10 protein-coding genes are annotated in these 13,939 nt (G+C 72.8%); 5 read left to right on the top strand and 5 right to left on the bottom strand.

Annotated features, from left to right (window positions below; all coding sequences use genetic code 11):
* Positions 1–18 precede the first annotated feature (18 nt).
* Both ABD844_RS06595 and ABD844_RS06590 read right to left on the bottom strand, forming a co-directional pair.
* The gene (locus ABD844_RS06595; protein ID WP_344874003.1) at positions 19–1,218 is read right to left on the bottom strand and encodes an acetate/propionate family kinase; all 1,200 of its coding nucleotides are present in this window, start codon (positions 1,216–1,218) and stop codon (positions 19–21) included.
* Positions 1,188–3,491, bottom strand: a complete 2,304-nt coding sequence (locus ABD844_RS06590; protein WP_344874001.1) for a phosphoketolase family protein — start codon at positions 3,489–3,491, stop codon at positions 1,188–1,190. Before ABD844_RS06590 ends, ABD844_RS06595 begins: the two co-directional genes overlap by 31 nt.
* A 62-nt stretch (positions 3,492–3,553) precedes the next feature.
* Between ABD844_RS06590 and ABD844_RS06585 the strand changes: the two genes are divergently transcribed.
* From ABD844_RS06585 to ABD844_RS06565, 5 genes are all read left to right on the top strand, one after another.
* A complete protein-coding gene (locus ABD844_RS06585) occupies positions 3,554–5,260 on the top strand; it encodes an IlvD/Edd family dehydratase (protein ID WP_344873999.1) in 1,707 nt (568 codons plus the stop codon).
* Positions 5,261–5,402: 142 nt separating this feature from the next.
* The gene (gene pgi, locus ABD844_RS06580; protein WP_344873997.1) at positions 5,403–7,034 is read left to right on the top strand and encodes a glucose-6-phosphate isomerase; all 1,632 of its coding nucleotides are present in this window, start codon (positions 5,403–5,405) and stop codon (positions 7,032–7,034) included.
* 1 nt (position 7,035) lies between these two features.
* The gene (zwf, locus tag ABD844_RS06575; protein ID WP_344873996.1) at positions 7,036–8,415 is read left to right on the top strand and encodes a glucose-6-phosphate dehydrogenase; all 1,380 of its coding nucleotides are present in this window, start codon (positions 7,036–7,038) and stop codon (positions 8,413–8,415) included.
* A gap of 320 nt (positions 8,416–8,735) precedes the next feature.
* On the top strand, positions 8,736–9,290 hold the full coding sequence (locus ABD844_RS06570) for a cupin domain-containing protein (protein WP_344873994.1): 555 nt from the start codon (positions 8,736–8,738) through the stop codon (positions 9,288–9,290).
* Entirely contained in the window at positions 9,287–9,913 is a 627-nt protein-coding gene (locus ABD844_RS06565; protein WP_344873993.1) for a LysE family translocator, read from the top strand. Before ABD844_RS06570 ends, ABD844_RS06565 begins: the two co-directional genes overlap by 4 nt.
* A gap of 8 nt (positions 9,914–9,921) precedes the next feature.
* Here ABD844_RS06565 and ABD844_RS06560 read toward each other — a convergent pair whose 3' ends face one another.
* From ABD844_RS06560 to pulA, 3 genes are all read right to left on the bottom strand, one after another.
* Complete coding sequence (locus ABD844_RS06560; RefSeq protein WP_344873992.1) at positions 9,922–10,644, bottom strand: VIT1/CCC1 transporter family protein; 723 nt, start codon at positions 10,642–10,644, stop codon at positions 9,922–9,924.
* Between the two features lie 246 nt (positions 10,645–10,890).
* Positions 10,891–11,550: a hypothetical protein gene (locus ABD844_RS06555; RefSeq protein WP_344873990.1), complete on the bottom strand. Its 660-nt coding sequence runs from the start codon at positions 11,548–11,550 to the stop codon at positions 10,891–10,893.
* Positions 11,551–11,687: 137 nt separating this feature from the next.
* The coding region (pulA, locus tag ABD844_RS06550) for a pullulanase-type alpha-1,6-glucosidase (protein WP_344873988.1) at positions 11,688–13,939 on the bottom strand (2,252 nt) is incomplete at its 5' end.

Here is a 13,939-nt window from a genome sequence, read left to right as displayed (position 1 = left end):
TGACGAGGTCGCGGCGTCTCACGGTCCGTCGGCGCCGTCGCCGATCAGCGCGAGCGCCTGCCGGGCGATCTCCCACTCCTCGTCCGTGGGGACGACGAGCACCGCCACCTCGGCCCCCTCCGGCGACACCGCCCGCTCCCGTACGGAGTCAGCGAGGTTGCGCCCCGGATCCACCACGACGCCCAGCCGCTCCAGCCCGGCCAGGGACTCGGCGCGGGTGGCGGCGTCGTGCTCGCCCACCCCGCCGGTGAACACGATCGCGTCCACCCGCCCCAGCAGCGCGTAGTACGCGCCGACGTACTTGCGGATGCGCCGCGTGTAGACCGCCAGGGCCAGCCGCGCCCCGGCGTCGTCGCGGGCGCGCACCTCGCGCATGTCGCCGGTGCCCGCGAGCGCCAGCAGCCCGCCCTCATGGCCGAGCGCCTCCTCCACCCGCTCCGCGTCCAGCCCCGCCACGCGGGCCAGGTAGCCCGGCAGCGCGGGGTCCACGTCTCCGGAACGGGTGCCCATGACCAGCCCCTCCAGCGGCGTCAGGCCCATGGAGGTGTCGGCGCTGCGCCCGCCGGAGATCGCGGTGGCGCTGGCCCCGTTGCCCAGGTGCAGCACGATCAGGTTGAGGTCGGCCAGGTCGCGGCCGAGCAGGACGGCCGCGCGGCGCGAGACGTACGCGCAGGAGGTGCCGTGGAAGCCGAAGCGCCGCACGCCCAGCCGCTCGCGCCAGTCACGGGGCACCGCGTACGTGTACGCCTCCTCGGGCATCGCGAGCTGGAACGCCGTGTCGAACACCGCCACCTGCGGCACCGACGGGAACGCCGCCCGCGCGACCCGGATCCCGGCGAGGTTGACCGGGTTGTGCAGCGGCGCGAGCGGGGCCAGCGCCTCGATGGCGGCGATCACCTCGTCGTCGACCAGCACGGCCGTGGCGAAGCGGGTGCCGCCGTGCACGACCCGGTGCCCGACCGCGACGGGGTCCAGTTCAGGCCCGGCCGCCGCGAACGCCTCCATCATCGCCGCCAGGCCCTCGCCGTGGCCGGGGAAGGGCCGCGTCCGCACGTACGCGGGGGCGGCGCCGGCGTGGTGCGTCAGTCGTCCGCGCCGCTCGCCGATGCGCTCGACCAGGCCCCTGGCCGGGCGCTCGCCGGTCCGCACGTCCACCAGCTCGTACTTGATGGACGAGGAGCCGGTGTTCAGGACGAGGATGCGCCCGGCCACGTCCACGACCTGATCTCCGCCGGGTCCTCGCCGTGCTCGCGCGTGTAGGCGCGCGCCCGCAGCCGCCGGTCGCTCATGCGCTGACGCAGGTGGGCCTGCGTGGCGCCGAGGCCGGGCACCCGGTCGATCACGTCGAGCACCAGGTGGTAGCGGTCGATGTCGTTGAGCATGCACATGTCGAACGGCGTCGTCGTGGTGCCCTCCTCCTTGTAGCCGCGTACGTGCAGGTTGGCGTGGGCGTGGCGGCGGTAGGCGAGGTGGTGGATGAGCGAGGGGTAGCCGTGGAAGTTGAAGATGACCGGTTTGTCGGTGGTGAACAGGGCGTCGAACTCGGCGTCCGGCATGCCGTGCGGGTGTTCCGACGGCGGTTGCAGCCGCATGAGGTCGACCACGTTGACCACGCGTACCCGCAGCTCGGGCAGGTGCTCGCGCAGGAGCGCGGCGGCGGCCAGCGTCTCCAGGGTGGGCACGTCACCGGCGCAGGCCAGCACCACGTCCGGCTCGCCGCCCTGGTCGGTGGAGGCCCACGGCAGGATGCCCAGGCCGCGCGTGTTGTGCGCGATGGCCTCGTCCATGGTGAACAGGTCGAGCACCGGCTGCTTGCCCGCGACGATCACGTTGACGTAGTCGCGCGAGCGCAGGCAGTGGTCGGCCACCGACAGCAGCGTGTTGGCGTCCGGCGGCAGGTAGACGCGCACCACCGACGCCTTCTTGTTGACCACCACGTCGAGGAAGCCGGGGTCCTGGTGGCTGAAGCCGTTGTGGTCCTGCCGCCACACGTGCGACGACAGCAGGTAGGTCAGCGACGCGACCGGCCGCCGCCACGGGATCCGCTGCGACGCCTCCAGCCACTTGGCGTGCTGGTTGAACATCGCGTCCACGATGTGGATGAACGCCTCGTAGCAGTTGAACAGCCCGTGCCGCCCGGTCAGCAGGTAGCCCTCCAGCCAGCCCTGGCACAGGTGCTCGCTCAGCACCTCCATGACCCGGCCGCCGGGCCCGAGGTTCTCGTCGGTGGGCAGCCTCTCGGCCTCCCAGGCCCGGTCGGTGACCTCGAACACGTCCGTCAGCCGGTTGGACGCCGTCTCGTCCGGCCCCATCAGCCGGAACGTGCGCGGGTTCGCGGCGATCACGTCGCGCAGGAACCCGCCCAGCACCCGCGTCGGCTCGCTCGACTGCTCGGCCGGCGACTTGACCTCGACCGCCAGCCTGCGGAAGTCCGGCAGCCGCAGCGGCTCGAGCAGCTCGCCGCCGTTGGTGTGCGGGTTGGCGCTCATCCTGCGCGGGCCGCGCGGCACGGTGTCCAGGATCGGCCGTACCGGCCGCCCGTCCGGGCCGAACAGCTCCTCCGGCCGGTACGAGCGCATCCACTCCTCCAACATGCCCAGGTGGGCGGGGTTCTCGCGGACATTGGCCAGCGGCACCTGGTGCGCGCGCCACGTGCCCTCCACCGGCTTGCCGTCCACCTCGCGGGGGCCCGTCCAGCCCTTCGGCGTGCGCAGCACGATCATCGGGAGGCGGTCGGCGTCGCCCGCCTTGTACGCGGCCATCTCCTCGAACGCCGTGTCCAGCGCGCCCGCCATCTCCCCATGGTCGGCGCCGACCAGGAGGGGGCGGTGGCCGTAGCCCTCCATCAGCTTGACCAGCTCCGCCTCGGGGATCCTGGCCAGCACGGTCGGACCGGCGATCTTGTAGCCGTTCAGGTGCAGGATGGGCAGGACGATCCCGTCGCGGCGGCGGTCCAGGAACTTGTTGGAGTGCCAGCTCGCGGCCAGCGGGCCCGTCTCGGCCTCCCCGTCGCCCACGACGCAGGCCACGACCAGGTCAGGGTTGTCGAAGGCGGCGCCGTACGCGTGCGCGAGCGCGTACCCCAGCTCGCCGCCCTCGTGGATCGAGCCGGGCGTCTCGGGGGCCACGTGGCTGGGGATCCCGCCGGGGAAGGAGAACTGGCGGAACAGCCGCCGCATGCCCTCCGCGTCCTGTGACACGTCCGGGTACCGCTCGGAGTACGTCCCCTCCAGCCACGCGTGCGCCACCGCCGCCGGCCCGCCGTGGCCGGGGCCCACGACGTAGATCATGTCCTGGTCCCGCTCGCGGATCACCCGGTTGAGGTGCGCGAAGCAGAAGTTGAGTCCGGGAGTCGTGCCCCAATGCCCGAGCAGGCGCGGCTTGATGTGCTCGGGCCGCAGCGGCTCGGTGAGCAGGGGGTTGTCCAGCAGGTAGATCTGCCCGACGGACAGGTAGTTCGCCGCCCGCCAGTACGCGTCGATGTGGTCCATGCCCCTGCTGCTTCCTCCACAGACCGTGCCGAATCCCCCGCGCCGCCGATAAGGTGCCGGGCATGGAGCTGAGGAGTTCGCGCTGGTATTCGGGAAACGACCGCAACTCCTACATCCACCGGGCCTGGATGCGGCGCGGGCTGCCGCGTGAGGCGTTCGAGGGCGACCGGCCGCACATCGCGATCGCCAACACCGCCTCCGACCTGACCCCCTGCAACTCCCATCTCGACGAGGTGGCCCGGAGCGTCGCGAACGGCGTCTGGGCGGCCGGTGGCGTGCCGCTCAACCTGCCCGTCGTCTCCCTCGGCGAGACCAACGTGCGCCCGACCGCGATGCTGTGGCGCAACCTGGCCGCCATGGCGGCCGAGGAGCTGCTGCGCGCCAACCCCGTCGACGGCGCGGTGCTGCTCGGCGGCTGCGACAAGACCATCCCGTCGCTGCTGATGGCCGCCGCCTCCGTCGACCTGCCCGCCCTCGTCGTGCCCGGCGGGCCGATGCTGACCGGGCACTTCAGGGGGGCGCCGCTCGGCTGCGGCACCGACGTGTGGCGCCTCAGCGAGGAGGTACGCGCGGGCACGCTCTCCCGCGAGGCGTTCCTGGAGTCGGAGTCGTCCATGATCCGCAGCCGCGGCCACTGCAACACGATGGGCACCGCGTCCACCATGGCGTGCGTGGCCGAGGCGCTCGGCATGACCCTGCCCGGCACCGCCGGCACCCCCGCCCCCGACAGCCGCCTGCTCGAACGCGCCCACGAGAGCGGCCGCCTGGCCGTCGAGCTCGTCAGCAGGGGCCGCCGCCCCAGCCACGTGATGACCAGGGGGTCGTTCCTCAACGCCATCGTCACCCTGGCCGCCGTCGGCGGCTCCACCAACGCCGTCGTGCACCTGCTGGCCATCGCCGGGCGGCTCGGCGTGGAGCTGACCCTCGACGACTTCGACCGCACTGGCTCCGGCGTGCCGCTGCTGGTCGACCTGCAACCGGCCGGCCGCCACCTCATGGACGACCTCCACCGGGCGGGCGGCCTGGCCGCCGTGCTCAAGGAGGTCGAAGACCTGCTCGACCCCACCGCGATCGCCGTCACCGGCCGGCCGCTGGTCGAGCACCTGGCCGGGGCCGAGATCCACGACGGCGACGTGATCCGGCGCCGCTCCGACCCGCTGCTGCCCGACGCCGGCATCGCCGTGCTGCGCGGCAACCTCGCCCCCGGCGGCGCGGTGATCAAACCCGCCGCCGCCTCACCGGAGCTGCTGCGTCACCGCGGCCGGGCCGTCGTCTTCGACAGCGTCGAGGACGTCCACGCCCGCCTCGACTCACCCGACCTCGACGTGGACGAGACCTCGGTGCTGGTGCTGCGCGGCTGCGGCCCCAAGGGCTATCCGGGCATGCCGGAGGTCGGCAACCTGCCGCTGCCCGCCAAGCTGCTGGAGAAGGGCGTGCGCGACATGGTCCGCGTCAGCGACGCCCGCATGAGCGGCACCGCGTACGGGACGGTCGTCCTGCACACCGCCCCGGAGGCCGCGGCCGGCGGGCCCCTGGCCAGGGTGCGCACCGGCGACCCGATCGTGCTCGACGTGGCCGCCCGCCGCCTCGACGTGGACGTCCCGGACGCCGAGCTGGCCGCCAGGCCGCCGGTCACGACCGGGCACGCCCGCCCCGCGCGCGGCTGGGAACGCCTCTACGTCGAGCATGTCACCCAGGCCGACCGCGGCGCCGACCTCGACTTCCTCATCGGCTCCGGCGGCGACCACGTGGGCCGCGAATCCCACTGACCGTCCAAAGACACTGACCGTCCAAAGACACTGACCGTCTAAAGACTCCGCTCCGCCATGCGCGGAATCAATCTCGTGGGGTACACGGTTACGGGACGATGGGACCAGGCATGATCGGTTTGGCGATGCGAGGAGGAGACGCGTGAACGGCGACATCACCCAGAGCCAGGAGTGGGCGGCCCTGGGCAAGCACCACGAAGAGCTGGCAGGCAGGCATCTGCGTGAGCTGTTCGCGCAGGACCCGGGGCGGGCCGGGCGCATGACGGTCACCGCCGGCGACCTCTACCTCGACTACTCCAAGCACCGCGCCACGCAGGAGACCGTCGATCTGCTGCTGGCGCTGGCCGAGCGGGCCGGGCTGCGCGAGCGGATCGAGGCCATGTTCTCCGGCAGGCACATCAACGTCAGCGAGGACCGCGCGGTCCTGCACGTCGCGCTGCGCCTGCCGCGCGCGGCCGAGCTGGTCGTCGACGGCCAGGACGTCGTGGCCGACGTGCACGCCGTGCTCGACCGGATGAGCGCCTTCGCCGACCAGGTGCGGTCGAAGGAGTGGCGGGGCGCCACCGGCAGGCCGATCGAGACCGTCGTCAACATCGGCATCGGCGGCTCCGACCTCGGCCCCGCCATGGCCTACGAGGCGCTGCGCGACTACGCCGACGCCGGCATCACCGCCCGGTTCGTCTCCAACATCGACCCGGCCGACATCACCGGCAACCTCGCCGGCCTCGACCCCGAGACCACGCTGTTCGTGGTCAGCTCCAAGACCTTCACCACGCTCGAGACCCTCACCAACGCCAGGGTCGCGCGCCGCTGGCTGGTCGAGGCGCTCGGCGAGGAGGCCGTCTCCCGGCACTTCGTGGCCGTCTCCACCAACGCGCCCAAGGTCGAGGAGTTCGGCATCGACCCCGGCAACATGTTCGGCTTCTGGGACTGGGTGGGCGGCCGCTACTCCTACGACGGCGCCATCGGCCTGTCCCTGATGATCGCCATCGGGCCCGAGCGCTTCCGCGAGATGCTCGACGGCTTCCACACCGTCGACGAGCACTTCCGCGCCGCGCCGTTCGAGGCCAACATGCCGGTGCTGATGGCCCTGCTCGGCATCTGGTACACCGACTTCTTCGGCGCCGAGACCCGCGCCGTGCTGCCCTACAGCCAGCGGCTGCACCGCTTCCCCGCCTACCTGCAGCAGCTCACGATGGAGTCCAACGGCAAGTCGGTGCGCGCCGACGGCGCCCCCGTCACGACCGGCACCGGCGAGATCTTCTGGGGCGAGCCGGGCACCAACGGCCAGCACGCCTTCTACCAGCTCCTGCACCAGGGCACCCGGCTGGTGCCGGCCGACTTCATCGGCTTCGCCGAGCCCCACGAAGACCGCGAGGGCATGCACGACCAGCTCACCGCCAACCTGCTGGCCCAGACCTCGGCGCTGGCGTTCGGCAAGACCGCCGACGAGATCGCCGCCGAGGGCACCGCGCCGGAGATCGTGCCGCACAAGGTGATGCCGGGCAACCGCCCCACCTCCACGATCCTCGCGCCCAAGCTCACCCCCCGCACGCTGGGCCAGCTCGTCGCCCTCTACGAGCACGTCGTCTTCGTCGAGGGCACGGTCTGGGGCGTCGACTCCTTCGACCAGTGGGGTGTCGAGCTGGGCAAGAAGATGGCGCTCGATCTCGCGCCCGCGCTCACGTCCGACGAGCCGCCTGCCGGGTTCCCCGATCCGTCCACCGGGCAGCTCATCCGCCGATACCGCGAGCTGCGCGGAAGGCGCGTCTGAGATGGCGGCCGTGACCGAGCGGGCGGGCGCGCTGGTCCTGTTCGGGATCACCGGTGACCTCGCGCGCAAGCTGCTGCTGCCCGCCCTCTACCACCTGACCGCCGACAGCCGGCTCGACCTGCCGATCATCGGCGTGGCCAAGACCGACCTCGACCTCGACGGGCTGCGCGAGCACGCCCGCGAGGCGTGCGGCGGCGTGCGCGACGCGGCGTTCGAGAAGCTGGCGGGAAACCTGCGGCTGGTGTCCGGCGACTACCGCGACCCCGACGTCTTCGCCCGGCTGCGCGAAGAGGTCGAGGGCCTGGGCTTCCTCGTCCACTACCTGGCGGTGCCGCCGTCGCTGTTCTGCCCGGTGGCCGACGGCCTGGCCGGGGCGGGCCTGCACCGGGACGCGCGGCTGGTGGTGGAGAAGCCCTTCGGGCACGACCTGTCCTCGGCCCGCAGCCTCAACGCCGAGCTGCTCAAGCACTTCGACGAAGACCACCTGCGCCGGGTCGACCACTTCCTGGGCAAGGAGCCGGTCGAAGACCTCATGGTGTTCCGCTTCGCCAACACGCTGCTGGAGCCGATCTGGAACCGCGCCCACGTGCGCAGCGTGCAGATCACCATGGCCGAAGACTTCGACATCCGCGACCGGGGCTCCTTCTACGACGCCAACGGCACCGTCCGCGACGTGGTCCAGAACCACCTGCTGCAGCTCCTGGCCCTCCTCGCGATGGACCCGCCGCCGTCCACCGACGCGCGGGCCCAGCTCGACGAGAAGTGGCGGGTGCTGCGCGCGGTCAAGGCCCTCGACCCGGCCGACGTCGTACGCGGCCAGTACGACGGCTACCTCGGCACCGACGGCGTGCGTCCAGACTCCACGACCGAGACCTACATCGCCCTGCGCGCCTACATCGACAACTGGCGCTGGGCCGGGGTGCCGTGGTGCATCCGCTCCGGCAAGGCGCTGCCCACCACCGACCTGGAGGTCGTGGCCGAGCTGCGCGAGCCGCCGGTGGCGATGTTCGGCAACCGCGGCGCTCCCGACGGCCCCAACCTCATCCGGTTCCGGCTCCAGCCGGACGCCGGGGTGACGTTCGACCTGCTGGCCAAGGAGCCGGGCAAGCAGCACACCCGTCCGGTGCCGGTCAGCGTCGACTTCACCAAGGTCCTCGGGCCGATGGAGGCCGCCTACGAGCGGGTGCTGGCCGACGCCGTCAGCGGTGATCCGCGCAGGTTCGCCAGGTTCGACCTGGTGGAGGAGTCGTGGCGGATCGTGCAGCCGGTGCTCGACCTGCCGGAGCGGCCGCTGCCGTACGCGAAGGGCTCCTGGGGGCCCGCGCCGGCGGCGGAGATCCCGCCGGGCGGCTGGCACGAGATCTCCACCACCTTCGACTGACCACCCACCAGCCTCCGTCCCTCGGCCGGGGAGCCGTCTCCGGGGTGCCTCGCCCCGGCCCAAGGGCTTTTTTGCCGAGGGTCTTTCCCGTCGGCCGGACCCGCGCAGGGGTGCGGTGCGGCGGGGAGGTCCGCATCGCGTTTCCGATTTTTCCCGCCAAAGGGAACTTTGCTCAAGTTTGTTGGGTAGGGGGAGCGGACCCGGCCCGCTCCTCGGCGGGCGCGGAGGTCCCGGAGGTGACGATGGACATCATGGAGCTGGTGGAACGGCCGAACTCGCGGTCCGCGCTCGCGGAGCGGCGCTGTGAGCGCTGACGAACCGTGACGGCTGACGTGCTGATCATCGACCTGCTCGACGACGCGGAGCTGCCTGGGGAGACCTTCCTGATCCCCGGGACGGAGCTTCCTGTGCGGGTGGCCCGCCTCGACGGCGCCGCGTCGCTCATGCGCTTCCCGCCCGGCTGGGCACAGTCCGAGCACGGCCACTACCTGGCGGGGGAGGAGTTCGTGGTGCTGGAGGGAGAGCTGCACGTCTCCGGCATCACGTACCTGCCGGGGCAGCACGGGTGGTTGCCCGCGGGCACGTTGCGCCACTCCGCCGCCGCCCCGCGCGGCGCGCTGGTCTACACGGCCTTCTGCGGCCCGGCCACCTGGATCCGCAGCGAACGCGACGAACCCGACGGCCCCGCCGAGCGCACCCCGCTCGAGACCGTGGTCATCCCGCAGGGCGGCCTTCCGCTCACCCCGCACTCGGTCCTGCTCGACACGCCGATCCCGCTCGACCGCACGGCCGAGATGATCACCGTGCCCACCTGGACGTGGGAACGCTCCACCTTGGTCCCGGAGGGGCGGGTGCTCGTAAGGTGGGAGCCATGACGTTAATGGGGCACGTCGCGGCGTTCGGTGGTGTGGTGCTGCTCGGGGCCATGTCGCCCGGGCCCGACTTCGCGGTGGTGGTGCGCCGCTCGGCCGTCTCGGGCCGCGGGCACGGCATGGCGGCCGCGGCGGGCATCGCGGTGGGGGTGTTCGCCTGGGTGGTGGCCGCCGCCACCGGCATCGCGGCGCTCCTGGAGGCTTCGGCCGTGGCGTTCACGGTGGTGAAGGCGGTGGGCGCGGCGTACCTGGTCTATCTGGGCGTCAGGTCCTTGCGCTCGGCCTGGCGCGGGGACGGCGGGCTGAAGCTGGACGAGCCCGGCCGGGAGGGGCGCGGCTCGTGGGCGGCCTTCACGGAAGGGCTGCTGACGAACATCCTCAACCCCAAGGCGGCGCTGTTCTTCGTGGCCCTGGTGCCCCAGTTCCTCGGGGCCGGGGTGTCCGCGCTGACGCTGTCGGCGGTGGCGCTGGCCGCGACGATCGCCTGGTTCCTGGTGGTGGCGAACGTCGTGGGCGCGCTGCGGAAGGTGTTCGCCCGCCGGTCCGTACGCAGGGCCGTGGACGGTGTGACCGGAGTCGCCCTCATCGGGCTCGGCGTGAAGCTGGCCGCCGCCGGCCGTCCCTGAGAGGCCGGTCAGGCCACCGCGACGCCCAGCAGGTGCCCCAGGCCGAACGTGACGGTCGCGGCGCCCACGCCTAAGGCGAGCTGGCGCAACCCGCCCCGCCACCACGGCCGCGCCGTCATCACCGCCACGGCCGCCCCGAACCCGAACAGCGCCACCACGCTCAGCACCAGCGCCACCACCAGGCCCGAGGCCCCGAACAGGAACGGCGCCAGCGGCACCAGCGCCCCGGCCGCGAACGCGCAGAACGACGACCCGGCCGCCACGTACGGGGAGGGCAGGTCGTCGGGGTCGACGCCCAGCTCCTCGCGTACGTGCACGCGCAGCGCCCGCTCGGGATCGGCCGACAGCCTCTCGGCGACCCGCTCGGCCAGCTCGGCGTCGAGCCCGCGCGAGCGGTAGAGCGCCGCCAGCTCGGCCCGTTCGCCCTGGGGGTTGCGGGCCAGCTCGCGCCGCTCGACGGCGATCTCGGCCCGCATCAGCTCGGTCTGCGACTTCACGGACGTGTACTCGCCCGCCGCCATGGAGCACGCTCCGGCGATCAGCCCCGCGCACCCGGCCAGCACCGCGCCCTGCCCGGCCCCGGCCGCGCCGACCACTCCGGCGATCAACGCGAAGTTGGACACGAGCCCATCCATCGCCCCGAACACCGCCGGCCGCAGCCAGCCGCCGGTCACGTCGCGGTGACCGTGGTGCTGCTCGGGGGAGTAGGGGTGGGCGAGCTCGACGGTCATCAGTTTTCCTCCGGTTTTCGGGCTCCTATTGGTAAATGTGGCATATGGGAAAAAGATCCGCAACGCAGGAAAGCCTTGCCTGAGCTGCGCAAACACCCTGCCGGCGTGGGTGTGCCGCGACCCCTGCGCGGGAGGGGCCGGCAGGCGTGCGCGGCAGGTGGGCATGATCAGAACGCGCGCGAGCCACGCGTACTTGCGGGCAGCCTCAGTCGACCGCGCCGCCAGGCGGGCGGTGGTGGGCGCCGGTCAGGCGTGGATCGGCGCAGTGGTGGCCGCAGCGGTGGCCGCAGCGGTGACGGGGTGGTGGCCGTGGATGAGCACGGTGCACTCCTCGATCGTCTCCTCCAGCAGCGTACGCAGCAGCGCGTCCGGGTCGGGGATGCACGCCTGCACGATCCCCACCACCGACAACTGCACCGCGTTCGGCGCCGCGTACCGGCGGAAGCCCTTGTCCGTGATGCGGGCCGCCCGGCTGAAGCGCCTGGCCTGGTCGGCCGCGTGCGGGACCTCCTCCATGGCCCGCAGGCCGCGCTCGCTCATCCGTCCCGACGGCGCCCCGTCGAGCCGGGCGAGCATCTCCTCGGCCGCCAGCACCGAGACCGCCAGCGCGAGCTGACGCTCGGCCGCGGCCACCGGCAGCGCGGTGGTCGCGCAGCGTAGCGCGATGTGCGCGTCGACGCGCAGGTCGTCGCTGGCCAGCCCGATGATGGACGGGACGAGGTGGACGAGCTTGGCCCGGCTCTCGTCACCGGTGTTGTCGTTGACCAGGCGGGCGAGTGCGGCCAGCAACGGGTGCGTGCAGGCCGGATGGTCGCTCCAGCGCTCTCCGGCCAGGTAGGAGGCCAACTCCATGAAGCAGGCCCCACGCTTCGGGTTGCGATGCCTGCCGCGGGAAAGTACCGGCATGTGATCAAGGTGATTGTCCACGGGTGCTCCACTGCTCCACGCGATCGCCGTATATCCAGTCTGCGCCGTTGTGCGGCGCATTGCCAGTGATGCGAGGTGTTCCCGATGAAGGTTCCCCCTACCCGCCCATGCCACACTCAGACCTCCACGAATACCGCGACCGTCCGGGCCGGGACCGTCAGCGTGCCCGTGGCCGGGTCGTAGGCCGATCCCCGCACGACCGGATCGTCCGAGGCGGCCTGTACGGGGTGCAGCCGCACCCCGCCTCCCGCTGTGGCCCCGGAGGACGGTGGTGCCGCCTGGGTCTGCGGGGACGGTGTGGCGTTGAAGACGACCGTGACGGACCGCCAGCGCGGGTCGAGGCCGTCGGTGTCCACGTGCATGGCGATCACGCCCTCGGCAGAGGCGGGGAACGACAGCCGCCGCCGTACCTCCCGCGCCGAGCCCAGCGCGAACGCGGGCGACGACGCCCGGATCCGCAGCAGCTCGCCGAACCTGGCCCTGGCCGCCCCGATCGCCGCGCAGCCGGGCCGCAGCGCCGGGTCGGCGAGCAGCGGGCGCGCGTACGGCCACGCGGCCTCGTTGTCCGCCCTGGGCGGCAGACCGGCGCCGAAGCCGTTGCCCTGCGCGCAGTCCCACAGCAGCCGGTTGAACCAGTCGCCAGAGTCGTAGGAGTTGCGGTCGAGCGACTTCGAGCGCAGCCGTTCCGAGCCCGCGTGCACGAACGCCATGCCCTGCGCGAACACCACCGTGGCCAGCGACAGCGCCTGCATGCGCACCCGTTCTGCCATCGGCGTGTCCCGCGGCAGCTTGTACGCCAGCGCGTCGAACAACGTCTCGTTGTCGTGCGCGTCCACGTACGTCACCGCCTCCCCGGGCGCGGCCGTGTACCCGGCGGGCGAGTCGTGGTAGCCGACCTCCGAGCCCTTCCGGCCCGACGGCAGCACGTAGTCGGCCAGGTTCCCGGTCAGCCCGATCCTGATGAGGTCGCAGTAGTGCGCCAGCCGCGCCCGCTGCTGCTCGGCGGTGCCGTTGGCCGGTGCGTCGTTGGGCGCGCCCGCCAGCCCCGAGCCGAAGCCCTGCACGCGCGGGTCGGCGTCGAACGGGCCGCCGCCGCGCACCGCGTCCCGCAGCCGGTCGGTGAAGGTGCCGATGCCGGTGCCGGCCAGGTTCGCCTGCGTGGCCTGCTCGAACCGGGCGTCGCCGGCCACCTCGCCGAAGCTCCAGCCCTCGCCGTACAGGAGGATCGAGCGGCCGTCCACGCCGTGCTCGGCCACGGTCAGCCGGTCGAGCGCCGCGCGGACGGCGAGCATGCCCGCCTTCGGGTGGTGGCCCATGAGGTCGAAGCGGAAACCGTCGATCCTGTACCGCGTGGCCCACGTGACGACCGAGTCGACCACGAGCCTGCCCATCATCAGGTGCTCGGGCGCGGTGTTGGCGCAGCACGTCGAGGTGGCCACGCTGCCGTCGTCCAGGAGCCGGTGGTAGTAGCCGGGGACGATCGGGTCGAGCACGGCGGTGGAGTGGGTGTGGTTGTAGACCACGTCCATGACGACGCGCAGCCCGGCCCGGTTGAGCGCGGCGACCATGCCGCGCAGCTCCTTGATCCGCTCGTCGGGGTCCGTCGCGTACGAGCCCTCCGGCACGGTGTGGTGCAGCGGGTCGTAGCCCCAGTTGTAGGAGTCGGTCGCGGCCGTGCGGGCCACGCGCTCCTGCTGGAGTTCGGAGTCGGGCGGCAGCGCGGCCAGGTCGCCCGCGGGCTCCGTCCGGTCGGCCCGGCGCTCGGGGACGGTGGCGAAGTCGAAGACGGGCAGCACCTGCACGTGGGTCAGCCCGTCGGCGGCCAGGGCACGCAGCTCCCGCATGCCGGCCGAGTCCGTCCCGAAGGCCGCGTACGTGCCGCGCAGCTCCTCAGGGACGGTGGCGTCGGAGGCGGAGAAGTCGCGTACGTGCAGCTCGTAGATCGACGCCCGCTCCGGCGGCACCGCGGCCGGTTTGACCGGCCGGTCCCAGCCGGGCGGTTTGAGCGCCGCGGAGTCGAGGTCCACGAGCCTGCTGCGTGCCCCGTCGGGGGTGACGTCGAGGCCGTAGGGGTCGGTGACCTCGTTCGTCACGACCTTCCCGGCAGCGGGGGAGTAGACGGTCACCAGGTACGTGTACGCGCGCCCCAGCCACGCGGGCGGCCCCTGCACCGACCACACGCCGGTCTCGTCGTCGCGCCGCATCGGGTGCACGGTGCGCCCGCCGGGGCCGTACAGCGCCAGCTCGACCGTCCGCGCGGTCGGCGCCCACAGCGCGAGCCTCGGGACCGGCCGCGCCGACGGGCCGAGCGCGGCGATGGCGGCCGGGGCGTAGAGGTCGTCGAGCACCCCGGGGAGCTGCACGCCGG

The organism is Nonomuraea antimicrobica (genome assembly GCF_039536965.1).
GTDB classification, from domain to species: Bacteria; Actinomycetota; Actinomycetes; order Streptosporangiales; family Streptosporangiaceae; genus Nonomuraea; species Nonomuraea antimicrobica.
This window is presented reverse-complemented; position numbering and strand designations above follow the sequence as displayed.